20 protein-coding genes are annotated in these 21,652 nt (G+C 48.4%); 9 read left to right on the top strand and 11 right to left on the bottom strand.

Going from position 1 to position 21,652, the window contains the following annotated elements; genetic code table 11:
- The first annotated feature begins 16 nt into the window (after window positions 1-16).
- The 3 genes from FND36_02430 to FND36_02420 all read left to right on the top strand — a co-directional run bounded on the left by FND36_02430 (window position 17) and on the right by FND36_02420 (window position 2,476).
- Window positions 17-1,072: a 2-keto-3-deoxygluconate permease gene (locus FND36_02430; protein QDW73000.1), complete on the top strand. Its 1,056-nt coding sequence runs from the start codon at window positions 17-19 to the stop codon at window positions 1,070-1,072.
- Between the two features lie 94 nt (window positions 1,073-1,166).
- Window positions 1,167-1,673, top strand: coding sequence for a YcxB family protein (locus FND36_02425; protein QDW72999.1), 507 nt, complete (start codon window positions 1,167-1,169; stop codon window positions 1,671-1,673).
- 41 nt (window positions 1,674-1,714) lie between these two features.
- Window positions 1,715-2,476, top strand: a complete 762-nt coding sequence (locus FND36_02420; protein ID QDW72998.1) for a DeoR/GlpR transcriptional regulator — start codon at window positions 1,715-1,717, stop codon at window positions 2,474-2,476.
- Between the two features lie 198 nt (window positions 2,477-2,674).
- On the opposite strand, the gene FND36_02415 is transcribed toward FND36_02420, so the two are convergent.
- The 10 genes from FND36_02415 to FND36_02370 form a co-directional block, all read right to left on the bottom strand.
- Window positions 2,675-4,282, bottom strand: coding sequence for an IS1182 family transposase (locus FND36_02415; protein QDW72997.1), 1,608 nt, complete (start codon window positions 4,280-4,282; stop codon window positions 2,675-2,677).
- 114 nt (window positions 4,283-4,396) lie between these two features.
- Window positions 4,397-5,785: a hypothetical protein gene (locus FND36_02410; GenBank protein ID QDW72996.1), complete on the bottom strand. Its 1,389-nt coding sequence runs from the start codon at window positions 5,783-5,785 to the stop codon at window positions 4,397-4,399.
- A gap of 105 nt (window positions 5,786-5,890) precedes the next feature.
- The gene (locus FND36_02405) at window positions 5,891-6,940 is read right to left on the bottom strand and encodes a zinc-dependent alcohol dehydrogenase family protein (protein ID QDW72995.1); all 1,050 of its coding nucleotides are present in this window, start codon (window positions 6,938-6,940) and stop codon (window positions 5,891-5,893) included.
- A gap of 54 nt (window positions 6,941-6,994) precedes the next feature.
- Window positions 6,995-7,939 (bottom strand): transketolase family protein, encoded by a 945-nt coding sequence (locus FND36_02400; GenBank protein QDW72994.1) that lies wholly within the window; start codon window positions 7,937-7,939, stop codon window positions 6,995-6,997.
- Window positions 7,940-7,941: 2 nt separating this feature from the next.
- Entirely contained in the window at window positions 7,942-8,784 is an 843-nt protein-coding gene (locus tag FND36_02395; GenBank protein ID QDW72993.1) for a transketolase, read from the bottom strand.
- A gap of 53 nt (window positions 8,785-8,837) precedes the next feature.
- Window positions 8,838-9,605, bottom strand: a complete 768-nt coding sequence (locus tag FND36_02390) for a D-threitol dehydrogenase (protein ID QDW72992.1) — start codon at window positions 9,603-9,605, stop codon at window positions 8,838-8,840.
- A 78-nt stretch (window positions 9,606-9,683) separates the two neighbouring features.
- The gene (locus tag FND36_02385; protein QDW72991.1) at window positions 9,684-10,724 is read right to left on the bottom strand and encodes an NAD(P)-dependent alcohol dehydrogenase; all 1,041 of its coding nucleotides are present in this window, start codon (window positions 10,722-10,724) and stop codon (window positions 9,684-9,686) included.
- A 265-nt stretch (window positions 10,725-10,989) separates the two neighbouring features.
- Window positions 10,990-12,060 carry a substrate-binding domain-containing protein gene (locus FND36_02380; protein ID QDW72990.1) on the bottom strand — a complete coding sequence of 357 codons (1,071 nt, stop codon included), beginning with the start codon at window positions 12,058-12,060 and terminating at the stop codon, window positions 10,990-10,992.
- Window positions 12,061-12,165: 105 nt separating this feature from the next.
- Window positions 12,166-13,158 (bottom strand): ABC transporter permease, encoded by a 993-nt coding sequence (locus FND36_02375; protein ID QDW72989.1) that lies wholly within the window; start codon window positions 13,156-13,158, stop codon window positions 12,166-12,168.
- Window positions 13,159-13,187: 29 nt separating this feature from the next.
- Window positions 13,188-14,684, bottom strand: a complete 1,497-nt coding sequence (locus tag FND36_02370) for a sugar ABC transporter ATP-binding protein (protein QDW72988.1) — start codon at window positions 14,682-14,684, stop codon at window positions 13,188-13,190.
- 398 nt (window positions 14,685-15,082) lie between these two features.
- On the opposite strand from FND36_02370, the gene FND36_02365 reads away from it, so the two are divergent.
- The 6 genes from FND36_02365 to FND36_02340 all read left to right on the top strand — a co-directional run bounded on the left by FND36_02365 (window position 15,083) and on the right by FND36_02340 (window position 20,713).
- Window positions 15,083-16,024, top strand: a complete 942-nt coding sequence (locus tag FND36_02365) for a 1-phosphofructokinase family hexose kinase (protein QDW72987.1) — start codon at window positions 15,083-15,085, stop codon at window positions 16,022-16,024.
- A 26-nt stretch (window positions 16,025-16,050) separates the two neighbouring features.
- Window positions 16,051-16,656 (top strand): aldolase, encoded by a 606-nt coding sequence (locus FND36_02360; GenBank protein QDW72986.1) that lies wholly within the window; start codon window positions 16,051-16,053, stop codon window positions 16,654-16,656.
- Window positions 16,657-16,728: 72 nt separating this feature from the next.
- On the top strand, window positions 16,729-17,553 hold the full coding sequence (locus tag FND36_02355; GenBank protein QDW72985.1) for a DeoR/GlpR transcriptional regulator: 825 nt from the start codon (window positions 16,729-16,731) through the stop codon (window positions 17,551-17,553).
- 14 nt (window positions 17,554-17,567) lie between these two features.
- A complete protein-coding gene (locus FND36_02350) occupies window positions 17,568-19,046 on the top strand; it encodes a rhamnulokinase (protein ID QDW72984.1) in 1,479 nt (492 codons plus the stop codon).
- Window positions 19,043-19,855 carry a rhamnulose-1-phosphate aldolase gene (rhaD, locus tag FND36_02345; protein QDW72983.1) on the top strand — a complete coding sequence of 271 codons (813 nt, stop codon included), beginning with the start codon at window positions 19,043-19,045 and terminating at the stop codon, window positions 19,853-19,855. The genes FND36_02350 and rhaD overlap by 4 nt, the downstream gene beginning before the upstream one ends.
- Before the next feature lie 93 nt (window positions 19,856-19,948).
- On the top strand, window positions 19,949-20,713 hold the full coding sequence (locus FND36_02340) for an SDR family oxidoreductase (GenBank protein ID QDW72982.1): 765 nt from the start codon (window positions 19,949-19,951) through the stop codon (window positions 20,711-20,713).
- A gap of 74 nt (window positions 20,714-20,787) precedes the next feature.
- Here FND36_02340 and FND36_02335 read toward each other — a convergent pair whose 3' ends face one another.
- Window positions 20,788-21,624, bottom strand: coding sequence for a PHP domain-containing protein (locus tag FND36_02335; GenBank protein ID QDW75515.1), 837 nt, complete (start codon window positions 21,622-21,624; stop codon window positions 20,788-20,790).
- Window positions 21,625-21,652: the final 28 nt, after the last annotated feature.

The following is a 21,652-nucleotide window of genomic DNA, read 5'->3' as shown; positions in this document are numbered from 1 at the left end:
ATTGGAGGAAATAGAAATGAGCGAACAAAACAATGAAGTTAAGAAACCCACAGATCTCGATCTGCTTAATAAAATGAAGAAACTCCCCGGCGGACTTGTCATCATCCCCCTGGTCCTGGCTGTCCTGATCGCCACCTTTTTCCCACAGGCTTATCAGATCGGCGGATATGTGACCGCGCTGTTTTATGAGGGCAATTCTTGTATGATGGGATTTTTCCTGATTGTCTGCGGTTCTGCCATCAACATCAAGCAGGTAGGTATGCCTCTCTATAAAGGCGTAACTCTGACCGCCACCAAATTTCTCCTTGGCGTGCTCATTGGCTTTTTAATCAGCACCTTATGCGGGCCTGCCGGCTTCCTTGGGATTGCCCCGTTTGTATGGATCGCTACTATCACAAATTCAAACGGCTCCCTGTATATCTCTTTGTCCTCCCAGTTTGGCAACGCGACAGATACTGGCGCTATCTCCATTCTGTCTCTAAATGACGGGCCGTTTTTTACTCTGATCGCTCTGGGCGCGACCGGGCTGGCTTCCATCCCAATCGATTCCCTGATCGCGGTACTGGTTCCATTGCTGATCGGCTTTATCTGGGGTAATCTGGATGCCGGCTTTAGAAAAGCCTGCGCGACCGCTCAGCCTATCGTTACTTTCTTCATGACGATCTCCATCGGAGCCAAGACAGATATCAATACGATCATTACAGCAGGCGCCGCCGGCATCATCCTTGGTCTGGTATCTGCCGCTACAGCAGTGATCTTCTTCTTTACAAACAATCTGCTGCTGCCAAAGAAAGAAAGGAACGCTATGGGCGCGGCCATCGGTACAACCGCGCTGAATTCCGCCATGACCCCTGCCGCCGTCGGCGAAGCCGACCCGACTATGGCTCAGTATGTAGATATGGCGACAGCCCAGTGCGCGACAGCCTCTGTTGTAACTTTGTTCCTCTGCCCGTTTATTACAGCATTCTTTGACAAGCTGATGCAGAAGAAGCAGCTGGGTATCTACTCGCCGGAAGGCTGGGCCCGCTATAAAGTTGACGCAAGTGTGGCCGCTCCCAGCGCCGCGGATTAATCAAAATCAAAAAGTGAAAAAAGTCCTCTGATATGCTACAATAACATTAGCATGTTTAGAGGACTTTCTTAAAATCAAAACGAGGAAGATTCTTATGGAAAAATTGGATGTACAACTTACAAAGGAACATTTATTTGATTTTTTGCTATATCACACATTTTCAAAGGCGTCCGGTTTTCTTGTCAACATGCTTGGCATGGGCGTAATCGTAATCGGAGTCGTCATGCAGGTCATGGGAAGGGTTGATTTTGAACATTTTCTCCTATACGTGATCGCCGGGGTCGCTTTTCTGTCCTATACGCCTATTCTTTTAAAGATCCGTGCAAATAAACAGATGAAGACCAATCCAGAATACAAGGATCCGAAGGAGTATATTTTCTCTGAGGCAGACGGGATTGTGGTAGCCCAAAACGGGAAAAACACAAAATATAGCTGGGATCAAATCCAGCGAACGGTAACCACTCCTAAGACTATCGGCATCTACTATGGAAGAGATCTGGCTTTTATTATCCCAAAAGAATCCTTTGGCGACCGATTTGTACCGATCATGCAGATGGTGGTCCGCCATATCGGGCTGAATCATGTACGCTTGACGCAATAGCATACACACAAGTTTAAATAAAGACATAAGGGGGGCTGATTATGGAAGAACGCAGGCAGGCAATTTTAGAGGAGCTGGAAAAAAAAGGAAAGGTACGAGTCGCAGAGTTGAGCAGGTCTCTAAATTGCTCTGAAGTTACCATTCGCAATGATATTAAAGAGATGCAGGATGAGGGCCTTTTAAAACGAATCCACGGAGGAGCGGTCCGGCTGGAGTCCAATCTGGCCAAAAAATACCGTACAGAAAGTATTTTCCGGAATGCGGATCGGAAAGAGGCGATCGCTCGCCGGGCATACGAATATATCGACGATGGCGATACTATCATCATCGATGACGCGTCTACCAGCTTCTACCTGGCTCTGTATATCAAAAGCCACCCGGAGAAACGGATCGCGGTCGTCACCAACTCCCTCCTGACCGGAAACGAGCTTGCAGGTGTCGGGCACGTGGAGCTGTACATGATCGGCGGATACGTAGGCGGTCATCTGTCCGCAACCATGGGAGAATCCGCTTTGGAAAATATGGAAAGTTTTCACGTGGATAAAGGCTTCATCGGCGTTCACGGAATCAACTTCGAAGCGGGTCTTACTTCCATCGCCACTCCGCAGATGCAGGTCAAGCGGGCGATCCTAAAGGCTTCAAAGGAAGTCTATGTACTGGCGGACAGCAGTAAATTTGGCGGCGGATACCTGTCGGTGATCTGTCCGATCAATCAAGTAAAGAAAATCATAACTGACAGCCAAGTCTCTCATGAAAATGTGGAAATCGCGAAAGAAATGGGCGTACCGCTGGTAATCGCCTGATCACAATAAGATTCCGCGCTTTGCGCAGACCGCCGAACATACCGCGGGCTAAAAAGGGGGTGTCGCAAAATCATCAAATTAGGTGATGGAGCGATACCCTCGCTCCATTTAAAGGAAAACGGAAGTGATTCCACTTTGTTCTGTGGATTACTTCCGTTTTTGAGCATACTTTAATAAAGCTGCTTAGTTTCTGTTTGATTAAGCAGATTTCTTCACTGGAAACAGATGGTTTCCGGTTCGGTCATTTTGTATTTTAGCGTGAAGTTTGTTGAGATTATAGCCCATACTCAATAAAAGAATCTCCAGTTTTACTTTGGTTTTTCCACGGAGTAAAAATCTTTGAAATTCATAGTCGTTTTTCAGGGCTCCAAATGCTCCCTCCACCTGGATCGAACGGTTCATCCGGTATAGGAGCCCGGTTTCGCTCAGGATGTTTTCATAGGATTCCTGTCGTTTCTCCAAAAAGCTTTTGGATACATACAGCCGTTTGTTCCCTTTTGCTTTTGTACATTTCTCTTTATAAGGACAGTCCGTACAATCTTCGCATTCGTAGACGGTGACTTCGGATTCATAGCCACTTTTACTTGTCTGCTTTTTCAGGAAAATCGGCCGCAGTTTCTTCCCGGCATGACACGTATAGGTATCTGTCCTTTCATCATAACCCATGTTCTCACGTTTACTGATATCCTTTTTAAAACTCCTCTTTTTCCATTTCTCATACGTTTGCGGTTTGATATAGGGCTTTTGTTTCTGGTCTCTCAGATAGCTGTATCCTTCTTCACTTTCATATCCTGAATCTGCCGTCACGCTTGGATAACGGAATCCCAGTTTTTCTTCCATTCTCTTTAAAAAAGGGACCAGCGTCCATACATCATTCCGATCCTGAAAAATATCTGTCGCGACAATATATTCGCTGTCCACTGCGATCTGTACGTTATATCCCGGCTTCAACTGGGCATTCCGCATATGGTCATCCTTCATATGCATGAATGTGGCGTCCGGATCCGTCTTACAATAATTATTCCGTCCCCGGAAGCTGGCTGTATGCCAGTCGTAGATGGTCTGCCGTTCCAGAAAACGTTGGAACAGTTCCAGATATTTCTGGTTCCGGCTTTTCTGTTTCCCTCTTCCATGGACAAAAACGGTATGCTGTTCTTTACAGCTCTGTTCCAGAAACCGACAGATCTTCTGAAGATCCTGTGTTCTTGTTCCTTCCGTTACAGAAAAACTCTGTAGATACTCCTGGTTCAGAAGAGCTACGGCTTCCTGTACTTTCTGGAACATTTTTGTTTCCCATTTCCCTACGGATTTTTTCCAGACAAAGGTATATTTGTTTGCGCATGCCTCCAGCTTTGTCCCATCAATAAAAACGGTTTCCTTCGACAGCTCGCCCGCATTTTTCAGTCTCTTTACCATTTGATAGAAGAGATCTTCACAGGCATCCGCCAGGAATCCGGTACGGAAACGTGCGATCGTGCTGTGGTCAGGTGCTTTCTGCCCGGCGAGCAGCCACATAAAGTTGATATCTCGTCTGCATGCGGTTTCAATTTTTCTGGATGAATAAATGTTCTGGGAATACGCATAGGTCAGGATCTTGAACATGGTCTTAGGATCCACTGCCGGATTTCCGCCTTTGGCAGAGTAAGCCTGATACAGCAAGCTGTAATCCAATCCCTCCAATTCGTGGCTCAGCAGTCGGACAGAATCATCATCAGGAACCAAACCTTCCAAATTTAATGGCAAAACCAGTTGATAAGGTTCGCCGAATTCGGTATAATTTTTATGGTATTTTTGGTTAGTAGGCATATCTAATTATACCATGGATTATGGACTCTTCGGGGTCCGTTTTCTGTTTTTGGATATGAAAAAGGAGCGTTGCTCCATAGATGATTACTCATCTATTTTGCAACGCCCCCCTCTTTATTCATAGCGGATCAGGCTTTTTACTTCCTCCACATCCCTATATCTGCCTGCCGCCAGCAGGGAGAAAAGGGCTGTGCCATATCCGGCTTCTTCTGAATACAGCGGGATCTTCATCCCCATTTCAAACCGCTCACAGCATATTTCCTGAAGAAGCGGATTCAGCCGGATCCCGTTGCCGCTTCCTACAAGGGTTCCTGATTTCTTTACTTCTTCTGGAAACTCCCTGTAAAAACAGTACAACTCCTCGCAAATTCCTTTCAGTGTCCCAAGGGCAAAAGAACCCAAATGGAAGGTCTCTTCCGTAAGATTCCCAATGCCGCCTGTAAGGGATGGATTACTCCGGCTTCCGTTAAACCGGGTATCCACTTGTACTTCCCGCCCTTTTTCTTCGTATACCTGCCTGGCCTCTCCATTCATCAGCTCATATACTGACCGGCCCGGCTTTGTCCCATCAAGGGCAAAAATTTCTTCTACAAACCTTTTTAATAAAGAATAAGCATATCCGCCGCACAAAGGAGATCCCGCGATCAGCCATGTTTTTCCCAAATATGGCCTGCATTCCGCTTCTTTTGTTTTCACAAAACGCTCTGTACAGGCAGAAATCTGACTTCCAGTCCCTACATTTAAGAGCAGCCTCTCTCCTGGACCTACAGACCCAAGGAAACTGGCCTGATTATCCCCTAAAGCCACACTGACCTGGATCTGGTCAAACTCAGCCAGACGTCCCGCCGCTTGATTTCCTATGGTCACCTCCGGCAGAAATTCCAGTTCGATCTCGGCTTTTTTTAGAGCCTCTTTATCAAAACAGGAATGTTCCAGATCATAGAGTCCTAAACTGGCCGCCATACTCTGATGCATAAGGGGCCGTTTTTTCCCTGCCAGAGACATGGCAATGTAGTCTGGAATCGTACATAGGGAAACCGCTTCTTTAGGCACGCTCTGATTGCGCGCATGAAAGAAATGCGTCACAAGGCCGAATCCGGCGGCTACAGGATATCCCGTTCTCCGGGCAAGCTCCTGCACATAGGTGACCCTTCCGCCGTTCTCCAGGCCGCAATCGTATTCCAGATCTCCTCTGCGGTCTTGCCAGGTATAAAGAGGGCTGACCGCTTTCCCATTTCGATCCACATACAGGATCCCATGCATCTGCCCTGTCACTCCTACACTGACAATATCACTATAGATGTCTAAATAACTCTTCAAGATCTCCCGGCATTTTCCCAGAATCCGCTCCGGATCCTGGAGATGCTCCCAGCTTCGATCATCGTCCGCCTGTATCGATGTATCATTGGGAAGCGTACGAGAATCCAAAAGTTTCCCCGTCTCCCCGTCCATCAAAACTCCGCAGATTGTTGTAGTTCCTATGTCAATACCAACCGCCTTCATGAAATATCCACCTTTGTCTAAACTTTAACAGGGGACGTAGCCTTTTTAAAAAATACTACGTCCCAAATTAACTTTCACCCTGTACCCAAATGACTTTTCTCTTGTCTATTCTTCGTAATTAGGATGGAGGATGACCTTCAGTGTTCCGGGCCCTCCTTTTGCCGCCAAAGCGATTCCTTTGTCGTAATCTGCCAGATCCATCTCATGGGTCACAAGATCTTTGACCTGTACTTTTCCTGCCTCCAGATATTCCAGCGCTCTTCCAAAGCAGTGGGTCTGCGCCCACGTTGGAATAAGCTGGATCTCATGGAGATACCAGTATTCTGGATCGATGGCCCATTTTGCTCCTGCGTGCGGCATTGCGAACATCATAAATTTAGCGCCCATTTTTCCAAACTTGATCATGCTTTCCATCACATCTACGTTTGCCGTTGTATCTACCAGGATATCGAATCCGTTTGGCGCGATCTTCCTTAACTGCTCTTCATGGACGCTGGGATCGTTGCGATCCATCAGGATTGTTTCTTTACATCCATATTTTTTCAGGATATCCAGCTTGTCCTGGCTCGGGCCGCATACCACTACCCGATTCGCGTTGGAATGCATAAGAAGCTGAATCATGATGATCCCGGTCGGGCCGCAGCCATAAACCAGCACATCGTCGCCAAACTGGACTTGGATACGGTCCATAGAGTGGACCGCGCAGGCTGTTGGCTCCGCGAAAATCGCCTCGTTAAAGGACAGTTTATCGCTGATCGGAAATACCTTATCCGCGTTTACTGCCACATACTCCGCAAATCCTCCCGGCCCGTTACAGCCAAGAGAATAGAAATTCTCACAATAAAGGGGCTGGTCTTTCCGGCAGTAATAGCAGTCTCCGCACAATACCGTATTGTCCGCGGTCACTCTGTCTCCTACCTTAAATGTATCTACATGTTCACCCACCTTGCATACATAACCTGCGAACTCATGGCCGTTCAACAGCGGGAACTTCGCGAGAAATCCTCCGTTTGCCAGTGCCACATCCGCACCTTTGCATATTCCGCAGGACATAACTTTGATCAATACCTGGTGAGGGCCGATCTCCGGCACCGGAACCTGGGTAATCTCACAGTGTCCTGGTTTATCATACACGTTTGCGCGCATCATTTCCATATCTTACACTCCCTTTCCATAATTTCAGTTCTTTTCTGTGACTGCAGAAGTCTTCTATTTCTTCAGCGCGATCGCTTCTTTTGCTTTTGCCGCGATCTTCTCCGGCGTCAGACCGTATTTCACCATCAGCGCTTCCGCCGTTCCAGAATGGCCAAATACGTCTTCTACTCCATGTTTCACTACTGGGACCGGGCAAGTCTCCCCGACCACTTCGGAAACCGCGGCTCCCAGACCGCCGATCACGTTGTGCTCTTCTGTAGTAACAATGGCTCCCGTCTCTTTGGCCGCTTTCACAATGATATCCCGATCGATCGGTTTAATAGTATGCAAGTCGATCACTCTTGCGCTGATGCCTTCTCCCTTCAGGATTTCCGCCGCTTTTACCGCTTCTTGCACCATCAGTCCGGTGGCAATGATAGTCACATCTTTTCCGTCTGCCAGCTGGATTCCCTTCCCAAGTTCAAACTTATATCCCGGAATCTCATCTGTGATGCATTCCACGCCAGAACGGCCCAGCCTCAGATAGCACGGTCCTTCATAATCGATCATTGCTTTCACTGCCTCTCTGGTCTCATTGGCATCGCAAGGGCAGATCACCGTCATTCCCGGAATCGTACGCATAAGACTCAAGTCCTCGATGCACTGGTGGGTAGCTCCATCCTCCCCCACAGAAAGGCCCGCGTGGGTTCCTACTACTTTCACATTCAGCCCCGGATACGCAATGGAATTGCGCACCTGATCGTAAATCCTGCCCGCGGCAAACATAGCAAATGTATGGCAGAAGGAGATTTTCCCCGCCGTTGCCGCTCCAGCGGCCATTCCCGCCATGTTGCACTCCGCGATCCCCGCGTTGAAAAACCGCTCTGGATATTTTTCCGCAAAATAGCAGGACATCGTACAGATCGTAAGGTCCGCGTCGAATACCATGATCCTCTCATCTGCCCCGAATTCACACAGAGCTCTTCCGTATGCCTCTCTTGTAGCGATTACTTTTCCCATGATTACACCTCCAGTGATGCGATCTGCGCATCCAACTCTTTAAATGCCTGTTCAAACTGTTCTGCCGTCGGAGTACTTCCGTGAAATTTCACATTATTCTCCATAAAAGATACGCCTTTTCCCTTCACTGTCTTGGCTACGATCATCGTTGGACGACCTTTGGTCTCTTTCGCGGTGTCAACAGCCTGGGCGATCTGCGCGTAGTCATGACCATCTATATCGATCACGTTCCACTTGAACGCCCGGAATTTCTCATCGATCGGATATGGGGACATTACTTCTTCCACCGTTCCGTCTATCTGGAGATTATTGTTGTCCACGAACACTGTCAGATTATCCAGCCCGTAGTTGCCAGCCGCCATAGCCGCTTCCCAGATCTGGCCTTCCTGGATCTCGCCATCTCCCAGAGCCGCGTAAACACGATAGTCCTTTTTATCTACTTTCCCTGCCAGCGCCATTCCGATAGCCGCGGAAAGTCCCTGTCCCAGAGATCCTGCCGACATATCCACGCCCGGAACTTTCGTCATCTCTACATGACCGGACAGATAGCTGTCCACATTCCGGAATGTCTTTAGATCTTCTACCGGGAAATATCCTTTCAGCGCAAGTGTCGCGTACATCGTAGGCGTACAATGGCCTTTGGATAAAACGAATCTGTCTCTGTCTGGATTCTTTGGATCTTTCGGGTCAATGTTCATCTTGTCAAAATACAGTACCGTCAGGATATCAGCCACTGAGAAGGATCCTCCTACGTGGCCGGACTGAGCGGCCTCAATGGCCTTCAGCGCCGTCTTACGGATCTTCGCCGCCTGCAGTGCCAGTTCTTTTACTCTTTTCTCTTCCATTTTTAAGAACCTCCATGTTGATTATGCCTTACTTTTCTGCCTGTCATTGTTGATTAACAGATCGTAAATCCTCCATCGATCACCAGGTTTGCCCCGTTGATCAGACTTGCCGCATCGCTGGCAAGGAATACCGCGCAGGCTGCCACCTCTTCCGGATAGCCGAACCGATGCGCCGGTATCTTTTTCTTAAATTCCTCTCCCCGCTCGTTGTTCCAGTTCTCTTCTCCCATAGGGGTTAGAATGATCGTCGGAGAGATGGCGTTTACATTGATGTTATACTGTGCCAGTTCCATAGCAAACTGCTTTGTGGCATAGATGATCGCCGCTTTGCAGCAGCCATAGGTCAAATGACCGTCCAAAGCTACTACTCCGGCCTGAGATCCCATATTGATGATCTTACCGCCGCCATGTTCTTTCATATACGCGGCGGCCGCCCGCATAAAACGGACATTTCCGGTCAGGTTGATAGCCAGCGTCTTGTCCCACAATGCTTCTCCGTGTTCCAACACTCCTTCCACCACGCCGATGCCGGCGCAGTTTACCAGGATATCCAGCGCCCCGAACTTCTCCGCCGCGGCATTTACACACGCTTCGATATCTTCTGTCTTCGTAATGTCTCCCACACATGCCAGGAAACCTACTCCTTGTTCCTGCATATATTTTTCCAGCTCTTGGGGCGCGCGCAAGTCAAAGCACACTACATTCGCCCCTTTTCTGGCATACATTTTCGCAATCTCATATCCAATTCCACTGGCAGCTCCGGTCACAATGGCCGTCTTGCCGGACAGCGAGAAATTCTCATCAAAATTTCTGTAATCCATGATCCTTCCCTCCAAGATCTGAGGGCGCCTGAAACAGGCGCCCCCTAATTGCTCCTGTTTTTATACCTGAGGATATCCTTATTTAATCTTGATCACCGCTTTTACAACGTCATCCTTATTGTTGATGGCGCAGTCAAAGGCTTCCTGGATATCATCAAACGCGAACTCATGTGTCACGATACCAGACACATCGATGGTTCCGTCCGCGATCGCCGCGATTGCCTGCGGATAAATGTTCCGGTAACGGAATACGGATTTGATCGTTGGTTCTTTGTCCATGATCTGGGCAAAGTTATACTCAATCTTCTCCTGCGCGGAGATTCCTACCAAAGTGATAGTTCCAGCTCTCTTTACAAGATAAGGAGTCTGCTGGATAGTAAACGGAGATCCTGCGGTCTCAAATACTTTTTCAACACCTGCGCCATTTGTCAGCTTCATGATCTCTTCTACCGCATCTTTTTCTTTTCCATTGATAACGCGGGTAGCGCCCAGTTTCATAGCATAGTCCAGACGTTTCGGGATCACGTCTACAACTGTGATGTCAGATGCGCCGTGGGCTTTGCAGGCCAAAAGCGTAACAAGACCGATGCAGCCAGCGCCCAGGATGACTACAGAGTCACCAAGCTGAACATTTCCCTGATTTGCGGCATGAAGACCAACAGACAGGGGTTCGATCAGAGCGCCCTCTTTGGTGCTGATGTTTTCCGGAAGCTTGAAGCACATATTCTCCGGGAACGCGATATAGTTTTCATAGCAGCCCTGTACCGGAGGAGTTGCAAGGAACTGTACGTCCGGGCACAGATTGTAAAGACCTCTCTTACAGAACTCACACTCGCCGCAGGTAATACCCGGCTCCAGAGCGACTCTGTCGCCTACCTTCAGATTCTGTACACCTTCTCCAAGAGCTACGACCGTTCCGGCACATTCATGCCCCAGCATAAAGTCGCCTTCTACTTCATAGGAACCACATCTTCCGTCATGGAAATAGTGGACATCGGATCCGCAGATCCCTACATACTCCATCTCTACCAGAACTTCCTTCTCCTTTGGCTCCGGCATAGGAATGTCGCGGATCTCCATCTTGTCCAGTCCAACCATAAATGCTCCTCTGTTCTTCATAGTCACTCACCGCGATGCCTACAGGCACCGCTTCTCCTTTCCTTTGATTTATTTATAAATTTCCACGGATTTCTCCGTATTTTCCGATCTCATATCGTTAATTTTTTCTCAAGCGTTTTAAAATAAAAAACTGACAAGCCGTAAGACTCCCCAGTATTCCCTTTTAATGGGCGCCCCGCCAGGTCCTCCCGGCGAGGCGCCGTCATTATTCCTGCATCATTTTCGTTTGCTCTTTAAAACTTACTTTCCCAAATCAATCTGTATCTTACTGCTCAACAAGGCTGCTTCCATCTTCAGAAATCTCGCCGTTGTCAACGTAAAGCTGTACATACTCGTCAACAGTCTCGCTGTTGATTACAGGAGCGTCTACATAGTACTCTACATCTGTAACTTCTTTTTCGCCTGTCAGAACGTCATGTGCGTTGGACATACACTGCTCAGCAAGCAGAGAAGCATCCTGAAGAGTTGTTCTGGTCAGAAGTCCTTCTTTTACAAGGAGAACGCCCTGAGCGTTTCCATCAACGCCGTATGCCAGGAAGTTCGGTGTTCCGTCTTCATTGAAGTAATCGGAGTTGTTCCGGATCGCCTCGATCGCGCCTGCTGCCATGTTGTCGTTCATGGAGATGATCGCGTCGATATGAGTTCCGCCCTGTACCCATGTTTCCATCAGCGCAAGAGCTTCGTCACTGTTCCAGTTTGCGTAATCTTCGTAAAGGATCGTTACGTCAGGTCTCTCAGCGAAGAAGTACTGCTCCCATCCGTCACGACGTCCGTCAGAGTGGAAGTTGTTGGATGGTCCCATCAATACAACTACATTAGCGTTCTCTGGGATTTCCTCTACCGCCGCCTCAGCGCTTGGCTGTGCCTGTGCTACAGGGTCAGCGTCAACAGTTCCGGTTCCTTCCAGAAGAGAATCATCATCTGTTCCGTCCAGGTCGCCCTGATGTACTGCCGGGTTTGTTGTGATAACCGGGATTCCAGCATCTACAACCTGTTTTACATAAGGAGCGGATGCCGCGTTATCGTTAACCTGTACGATAACCAGATCGTACTGTTTTGTTACACAGTCCTCCAGAAGACTGTTAACCTGGTTGTTGTCTCCCTCACCACTGAAGTACTCAAGGGTGATGTCGTCATACTTTTCTGCCTCAGACTGCATCTCACGAGTCAGCCACGCGGCAAATGTATCAGCGCTGGCACGTGCGATAAACGCTACACGATAGCCATCTCCGCCGTCTCCGCCTTCGGAATCTCCGCCGGAGCCGCTGCAGGCGGTCATTGCAACCACCATTGCCAGAACAAGCACCATTGAAAGGATCTTTTTGATGTTTTTCATAGTTTTTCCTCCCTTTTTCTTTTTTCATTTAGGTTTTAAGTACCGCAAGCATCGTCATGCAGGAAAAAAACGCTTTGCCGTACAAATCCTCAGCTGCAATCTGGATTATTTCTCCTCTTTCTTCTTATCAGAATCATCCGCGATGATCACCTTCGCGCTCTTCTTGCTCTTGCTCATTACGTCGAAGGCTACAGCGATAACTACGATCGCTCCTTTGATGATCTGCTGGATATAAGAGTCGATTCCCAGCAAGTTCATGATATTCTCCAGGAACGCGATGATAAACGCACCGGCAATGGTTCCGGTAACTGTTCCGATACCGCCGGTAAAGGAAGTACCGCCGACGATAGCCGCCGTCAGACCGTTCATCTCATATCCTACCGCGCCGTTGGGAAGACCCGCGTTATTTCTCGCCATAAAGATCACTCCCGCGAAAGCGGCCATGATACCATTAATGATATATGCTTTATAGATACTTACTTTTACATTGATACCACTGGCTACCGCCGCGTTCCGGTTTCCGCCGATGGCGTAAAGGCTTCTGCCCCACCGGGTCTCGTTGACCAGATACCAGATGATAAAACTGATCACAAACACGATGATGACCGGAATCGGGATCGGCCCTACCGTTCCCTGTCCAAGAACAACGAAATCTCCAAGCTGCAGGATATTAGAACCGCCGCAGTAGTAAAGCGCGATACCACGGGCGATCTCCTGCATACCCAAGGTGGCGATGAACGCCGGCACATCAAACTGAGCTACGAAGAACGCGTTGAACAGGTTACACAGGATACTTACTACGATCGCTACCACCAGTGATAAGATCAGCGACTGTGTATGCCGATATGTATCCACCGCCAGGACACCTGAAAGAGCCAGAACAGATGCTACAGACAGATCCAGGAATCCAGCGATGATCAGGATCATTTCACCGTATGCGATCAGCAGGCCCACACAGGTCTGACGCAAAATATTGATCAAGTTGTTGCTCGTTAAGAAGTACGGGCTTAAGATACTACAGATGATAAACATCGCGATCAGTATCAAAAAGATAGAGTACTTCTGAGCATTTTGACGTAATTTAGAATTCGTAGTCATTTTCTTCATTCCCTCCATCCAACATATTTTTAAAGATTCATTAAGTTGGTCGCGTATTTCATGATGGTCTCCTGAGAGAACTCATCTCTGTTCAGACAGCCTGTGATCCGGCCCTGGCACATAATGTAGATCCGGTCACACATACCGATCAGCTCTGCCATCTCTGATGAAACCATGACAACCGCTTTATCATTTTTTACCATGTCGGTCATCAGTTTATAAATCTCAAACTTCGCTCCAACATCGATACCTCTGGTAGGCTCGTCCAGGATCATGACGTCTGGATTGCAGAGCATCCATCTTGCCAGGAGGACCTTCTGCGCGTTTCCGCCGGAGAGTGAAGAAATCGGAGTCTCCAGAGACGGCGTCTTCACTTCCATCTTCTCGAACATGTCTGCGACTTCTCGTTCCTCTTTCTTCTTATGAGTGATCCCGCCATAGATATAGGACTCCAAATTGGCGATACTAGCGTTTTCACGTACGCTCCGCACTGGAATCAGCCCGTATTCCCGCCGGTCTTCCGACAGCATGATCATCCCCTGTTTGATCGAATCCATCGGATTTTTGATCGTTACTTCCTTGCCGTTCAGTTTGATGGTCCCGGAATCATGCGGATCCAAGCCATACATCGCTCTCATCGTCTCTGTTCTTCCAGCTCCTACCAGACCGGCAAAACCAACGATCTCTCCTTTGCGCACCTGGAAAGAAATGTCGTCGAAAATATTTTTCATAGAGAAATGCTCTACTTCCAGAGCCACGTCTCCAAGCGGAACCTCTTCCTTTGGATACGCGTTGTCCAGTTTCCGCCCAACCATCCGGTTGATGACCGTTTCCAGATCAAGATCTTCCGCCCGGTCTGTGGAAACCACTGTTCCGTCACGAAGGACCGTGATATCGTCCGCGATACGGAACACCTCGTCCATCTTATGGGATATGTAAATGATGCTGACACCAGCGGCCTTCAGCTCCGCGATCTTCTTAAACAGCAGTTCTGCTTCTCTTTGAGAAATTGATGATGTCGGCTCATCCATGATCACGATCTTGGCATTATTAGTAATCGCCTTGATGATCTCCAGCATCTGGATATCTGATACCGTCAGTGTCTTCAGTTTCTGTGTCGGAGCATAAGGGAGCTTCTGCTCCTCCAAAAATTTCACTGCCTCACTGCGGACCTTTTTCCAATTTACTTTTCCAAACTTGTTCACCGGAAGACGTCCCATAAAAATATTCTCTTCTACAGACAATTCCGATGCGTAGTTGAGTTCCTGCGCTATCATGGAAATTCCAAGCTCTCTGGCCTGAATCGGGTTCTTAACCTCTACCGGTTTCTCATCAATGAAGATCTGCCCCTCATCCGCTTTATACAGCCCGTTGATGATCTTCATCAAGGTAGACTTCCCTGCGCCGTTCTCACCGCAGAGCGCGTGGACTGTACCCTTACGGACAGCGAAATCTATATTGCTGAGCGCCTTGACACCCGGGAAAGATTTACTGATCCCGCTTACTCTCATTTGAATTTCACTCATGAATAGCTTCCTCCCTTCCTTCATTATTAAGCCGTCAGCATTTTCCGTTTTTGACCGTTTTTATATGATTTAGCAATCAAAAATGTTGTTTTAGTCATTTCCGATAGTTAAACCATTATTTTAACCGCCATATTTATGCATTATGCTTGTTATAGCTTTATGATATACTTCTTCTCTCCTATTGTCAATTCATTTTTTTGCCCTATCGGATGTCCTTTCTTGTTCTTTTTTATGAACCGCCCCGTTTTTTCGGACATTTTTTATTCATACTTTATTCATAATTACTTCTGTTTTAGTTTGATATTTTTTTAACTTTTTTACTTTTTTGTTGTTTTCTTTTTGTTTTTGTGTTATTCTACCCTTGTCAAATACAAAAAACAAACAGAAAGGGGTATGTTATGATCCATACATTGACGCTGAATCCCGCCATCGATCGGATCCTTTACCTGAACAGGTTTGAACGGAACGTTACGAACCGGATCCAAAGAATCCAGGATACTCTGGGCGGGAAGGGTACGCATGTATCCATCAATCTAAAGCTGCTGGGACAGGACAACACCGCTTTTGGCATCTGCCACGGCGCCACGGGAAAACGCGTTATGGATATGCTGGAAAAAGCTGGTATCTGTGTAGAGTTTGACCACTATGAGGCCGGCGGCCGTCAGACGCGGACGAATTATCTTCTGATCGAAGATACCGCTGACTGCACCATTGTCGCGGAGAGCGGCGTACAGCTTACAGAAAATGAACTGGAATCCCTGATCACGAGAATGGAGGCTGTGATCCGGCCAGGCGATTACCTGGTCTTCTCCGGCGATGCCTCTAATTCCCCGGACCCTGCCGTTTACAATCGGATCCTGCGGGTGTTTCGGGATAAAGATGTCCGGTTCTTCTTGGATACCAGCGGCAAATCCTTAAAAGAATGCATCCAGGAAAGCCCATACATGATCAAGCCAAACCTGGACGAATTGTCTACCCTGTCCGGTTTCCCGATCCCAGAGGACGATACGGCTATCATGAACGCCATCAGCAGTTTGGACCGCTACAACATTCCGATCATCGCGGTGTCATTAGGGGGAGATGGTTCCATCGTAAAGACTCCGGAAGGATTCTATCGGGTACATCCCCCAAAAGTACATGTCTGCAACACCATTGGCTGCGGAGACTGCTATCTGGCCGGTTTTGTCTACGGAGTTTCCAGGAATCACGGAATAGAAGAGACGCTTCGCATTGCTACCGCAGTATCTGCCGCGACCGCGGAATCCGATATTTCCGTAGGCTATGACTTGGATCGGGCAATGGCTTTGAAAAATCAGGTAACAATTGAAAAAATTCAATAATTATATTAAAGTAAAAGGAGAAAAAAATGAGCAACTTATCTTACTATGAAATGAGACAGGAAATGGTAACTATCGCGAAGCTTATGTGGGAGCGCAGACTCACCAACGCGGCGGGAGGAAATTTCGCGGTCCGCGTGGACGACAACCGCATCCTGATCTCTCCTTCACTGATGTCCGAGCGCAAGCACTGCAATATGAAGCCGGAAGATTTTCTTTTGATCGACTATGATCAAAATCTTCTGGAAGGGGAGGGCAAACTTTCCAGAGAAAGTCTGATGCATGTACTGATCCTGAGTAATTTCAAAGAAATCGAGTGTACGATCCACGCGCATCCGTTTTATTGCATGCCTTTCGTCGCACAGGGAAAACCCATTCCAAATGTGACAGAAGCTACCATGGGAAGAGGAGAAGTGGGCTGCATCCAATGGACCAAGGCCTATTCTGAAGAATTGAGCAGAAATGTTTATCAGTATTTCGAAGATCACAGAGAACTTGCCGAAAAGAAACCCATTGGCATGATCATGCCTAAACATGGGGTAGTTGTGTCCGGCCCCAGCATCTATCTTGCTTACAGTATGTTAGAGCGGATCGAGTGCGACGCGTTCTGCACCATCACCAAAGGGCTCATCTAGCGCTTCCAGGCGCGCTCACGCGCGGCGCAGTCTTAGGAGCTGCTCAAAATAGAAACAAGGATGGTATGAATTATGTATAGTCAGGAAAGAAAAGCGAAAATCATTGATCTTCTGGGATCCCAGTCATCTGTAAGCGTCAGTATCCTTGCCGATATGCTGCACACTTCCAAAGAAACGATCCGGCGGGATCTAAAAGGGCTGGAAGCGGAAGGCATCCTGACTCGCACCCACGGCGGAGCGATCTTAAATGCCAATACTCCCAGCGTTGGGGCGGCGGCAAAGTACGGCGAAGCCGTCATGAACAATGATTATCCTTTCGCCCTGCGTCATGTCCGCAACATCCCGGCTAAGAAGGTGATCGCCCAGAAAGCTGCTACGTTTATTGAGGACAGAGACACAATCTTTATCGACAACAGTTCCACTACTCTTTTCCTTTTGGATTATATCCCAAGGGAACTGCACCTTACGATCATCACCAACTCGATCAAGGTACTGCTGGAAGCTGCCAAGATGGAGAATCCTAACTTGTCTTTGATTTCTCTGGCCGGATTTTACAACCAAAACAATTACTCCGTGTACGGGACCAGAACGATCAAAAGCGCGGAAGAATTTTTCCCAAATAAAACGTTCATTTCCTGTACCGGCGTCACCTTGAATAAACAGCTTACCGACATCAGTCTTAATGAGGTTGACACAAAATTGGCCATGATGCGTAAGTCCGAGAAAACTTATCTTCTGGCGGATCATACAAAATTTGAGATCAATGGGCCTTTCTATTTATCCGGTTTTGATGCCGTGGATTATATCATCACAGATAAATATGACTATACACCTCAGACCGCCGAGACGGTCCGGATGATCACGAAGAAATACGGCATCCGGATCATCACCGACTAGAGGAGGATTTATCATTGAACATATTAGCTTTCGACCTTGGCGCAAGCGGCGGAAAACTGTTCCTTGCGGCCATCGAAGGAGAAAACGTGTCGGTCCAGGATATCCACCGGTTCGACAATATTTCCTATTCTATGGGAAATGCGCTGTACTGGGATATTATGAACATTTATAGGGAAATGAATGTGGGCATTAAGAAGGCTATCGCGCTGACCGGGGATCGTATTGATTCCTTTGCCATCGATTCTTTCTCCAATGATTTCGGTCTGATCGACAAGGACGGCGCTTTACTTTCTCCTGTACGCTGCTACAGAGACAACCGCACCAAACGCCACGCGGATAAAATTTATAAGAAAATCTCGAAAGAACATCTTTATTCCTTAAGCGGGAATCAGAACGCTCTTTTTAACACCTATATGCAGCTTGCCGCCATGAGGGAAGACGGACACGGCTTTCTATTAGATCACGCGTATAAATTACTGTATATTCCGGATCTTCTGCTCTATTATCTCACCGGGAAGATGATCAATGAATACACTCTGGCTTCTGTCAGCCAGATGTATGATTTCCGGCAGGATGACTGGTGCCAGGAGATTTTGGACACATACCAGATTCCCCGACGGCTCTTCGGCGCCCTGACAAAACCCGGCACTTTGCTTGGCCGTACCAGTCAGTCTTACAACCAGATGATGGAAACGAAGGGATTTCCTGTGGCTGTCGTCTGCGAACACGACACCGCCTCTGCCTACCTTTCTTCGCCCCTTACCACGGACTGCGCGCTGATCAGCTGCGGAACCTGGGCGCTGATCGGAACGGAACTTCCCTCCTGCGTCATCACGCCCGAGGGATATCAGGCAAACCTAGCGAACGAAGGCGGGTATCCGGGCCATCACCGTCTTCTGCGCAATGTCATGAGTTCCTGGTTTATCCAGGAAACCCGACGGTATTACCAGGAACATGGAATGGATTTTTCTTTTTCCCAGCTTGGAGAGCTGGCGGAAAAGGCTGAGCCTTTCCGGTTTTTCTTTGACCCCGACGATCCCAGGTTCTATGATCCGGGAAATATTCCGAGAAAGATTCAGGATTACTGCCAGGAACATTTTGGCGCAAAGCCTGAGACTGTGGGCGCGCTGATACGCTGCATTTACGAAAGTCTGGCGATGAAATTTCGCTGGACAGTGGAAACGCTGGAGCGGATCTCTGGCAAAACTCTGCCTGTGATCAATATGATGGGAGGCGGCTCCAAAGCCGAGATGCTCTGCCAGTTTACCGCCAATGCTTCTGGAAAAACTGTGATCGCCGGACCGGATGAAGCCACGGCTATCGGAAACATCACAGTCCAGCTCATTGCTATGGGCGCCGCTTCTACGTTAGAGGAGGCCAAGTCTATCCTGGCTCCGGCTTCGATCGTCCGAGAATATAAACCTCAGGATCACGCCTTATGGGATACCCACTATCGAGACTATCTCCGGCTTTTGGAAAGGAGCAGGATATGAAAGATATTTTGACAGCGCCATTTCTCACAGAAATGTGTGAAATGACAGCAAATATGTACCGGCTTGGATGGGATGAGCGCAACGGCGGAAATATCAGCCAGCTTCTATCTTCTGGAGAATTAGAAGAATATCTGGATCTCTCCGCAGTCATACGGAAGATTCCAATTCAATTTGACGCCGCTCCCCTTGCGGGGAAACTTTTTCTGGTCACGGGAACTGGGAAATATTTCAAAAACGTGGCCAAAAATCCGTCTGAAAATCTTGGGATCGTACGCATTGCGGACAATGGACGGGAAGCTGAGGTGCTGTGGGGATTCCAGGGGGACGCCGCTCCTACCAGTGAATTTCCCACCCATCTGATGAATCACATGGCACGGCTGAAAACCGATCCCTCCCACCGGGTAGTCATGCACTGTCATCCAGTCAACACCATTGCTTTGACCTTCGTATGTCCGCCGGATGAACGAGAGATCACCCGGACGCTTTGGGGCATGTGCTCCGAGTGCATCGTTATTTTCCCCGATGGAGTGGGACTGGTACCTTGGATGGTTTCCGGCACAAACGCCATCGGTGAGGCTACCGCGGAAAAAATAAAAGACCGCCGCCTGGTAATCTGGGCACAGCACGGCATTTTTGCCGTAGGCCATGATCTGGACGAAGCTTTCGGACTGATCGAAACTGTAGAAAAAGCCGCGGAAATTTATATGAAAATCGCACATTTAGAAATCAAAAGCCGCCTTCCAGAAGAACAGCTGAAAGATTTAGCGGCACAGTTCCATGTCACCCCAAGAGAAGGGTACCTGGATTAATTTGGGACAGGGCATTTTCAATTGGGGCCGGGGGATTTTTAAAAATCCCCCGGCCCCAATTGAAAAAATATATGTAAAGAAAGGATTTTGCTTATGTATTTACAAGATATGTTTGGACTGGACGGCAAAGTTGCCATCGTTACCGGAGGAGGCCGGGGAATCGGACAGGTCATTGCCTGCGGGCTTGCGAAGGCCGGCGCGGAAGTTGTGATCTTGTGCCGCTCCGGCGCTAAAGAAACCGTTGAACTGATCGAAAGAGAAGGCGGAAAAGCGTACGACTTAAAGACGGATGTGACCGATGAAGCCCAGGTGGATCACGCGCTTCAGACAATTCTTGAGCGCTCTGGTTCTATCGACGTTCTTTTCAACAACGCCGGAATCTGTATGCATCAATCTACATTGGAAGCCACAGTCGAAGAGTTCCGCCAGGTAGTGGATGTAAATCTTACTGGCGAATTTATCATGGCGCGGGCCGTAGGCCGAATCATGATCGAGCGTGGCATCAAAGGAAGTATCATCAATATGGCTTCTATGTCCGGAAGCATTGTAAACATTCCTCAATGGCAGTGTTCCTACAACGCTTCCAAAGCCGCCGTCATCCATATGACGAAATCTCTGGCCGTAGAATGGGCAGAGCACGGAATCCGGGTAAATTCCTTAAGCCCTGGATATATCGCCACCCCCATGGCCGTCGATGTTCCAAAAGAGCTGAAAGACGCCTGGATGCCTCTTATTCCGCTGCACCGGATGGGAACGCCAGAAGAGCTGATCCCGCCCATACTATATTTGGCTTCTGACGCATCCGGATATACCACCGGAAGCGATATTATCGTAGACGGCGCATATTCCTGCCAGTAAACGCAATTTGAACGCAATTTGGGACGTAGCATTTTTAAAAAATACTACGTCCCAAATTGCGTTTTGCCCTGTACCTAATCGACATACTCCATCAATTTCCGGGCCTCTTCTACTGTGCAGCCGCAGAATCCAAGCGGATGGGGCTGTCTTGCATACTGCCCGTGGAAGTCGCTTCCGCCCGTCACCAGCAAACCGTACTTTTCCACGATTTTCCGCAGTCTTCGCCGGGATTCTTCTCCATTCCTTGGATGGTTTACTTCAACTCCTTGAAGCCATCCTTTGCTTGCGTATTCCTCGATCAAGCCAAAGGAATCGAACTGTTCCGCATGGGCCACCACCGCGATTCCGCCAGCTTCCTGGACGGCCCGGACTGCTTCCCTGGTCGTGGGATATTTCCCCGGCACGAAACAGCTCCCCTTGGATGAGATCAGGGATTTCATCAGTTCGCCTATGGCCGTATTGGTATATCCCAGATCACACAAAGGCTGCATGATATGACATTCGTAGATAGACTGACTGTTTTCGGCATATTCCTTCACCAGCTCCTGCGTCAGGAGGGGATAGCGTTTCTGTACATTGGCCGCCATCTGGAGTTTCTGCCTGCGCCGATGCTCCAGTGTCTCATCCAGAAACGCCTGAAGCCCCTCCCTATCTTTGGGCCGATAGCAGAGCAGATGTACCGTCCTCCCGGTGTTCTCATCTCTAGTGGAAATCTCCGTCCCAGGGATCACCCGGATTCCGTATTTTTCCCCCAGTTCCACCGCTTCTTCTGTCCCGGCCAGCGTATCATGATCTGTGATAGCAATATATTTCAGCCCGATCTGTCTGGCGTAATCCATCACCTGCTCCACTGTCCGGGAAGCATCGGAAAGAACCGTATGGGTATGCAGGTCACAAAGCGTCCCTGCCATTCCTCTTCCCCTGTTTTCCGCACATTCA

Source organism: Lachnospiraceae bacterium KGMB03038, assembly GCA_007361935.1.
Taxonomy (GTDB): Bacteria; Bacillota; Clostridia; order Lachnospirales; family Lachnospiraceae; genus Massilistercora.
This window is presented reverse-complemented; position numbering and strand designations above follow the sequence as displayed.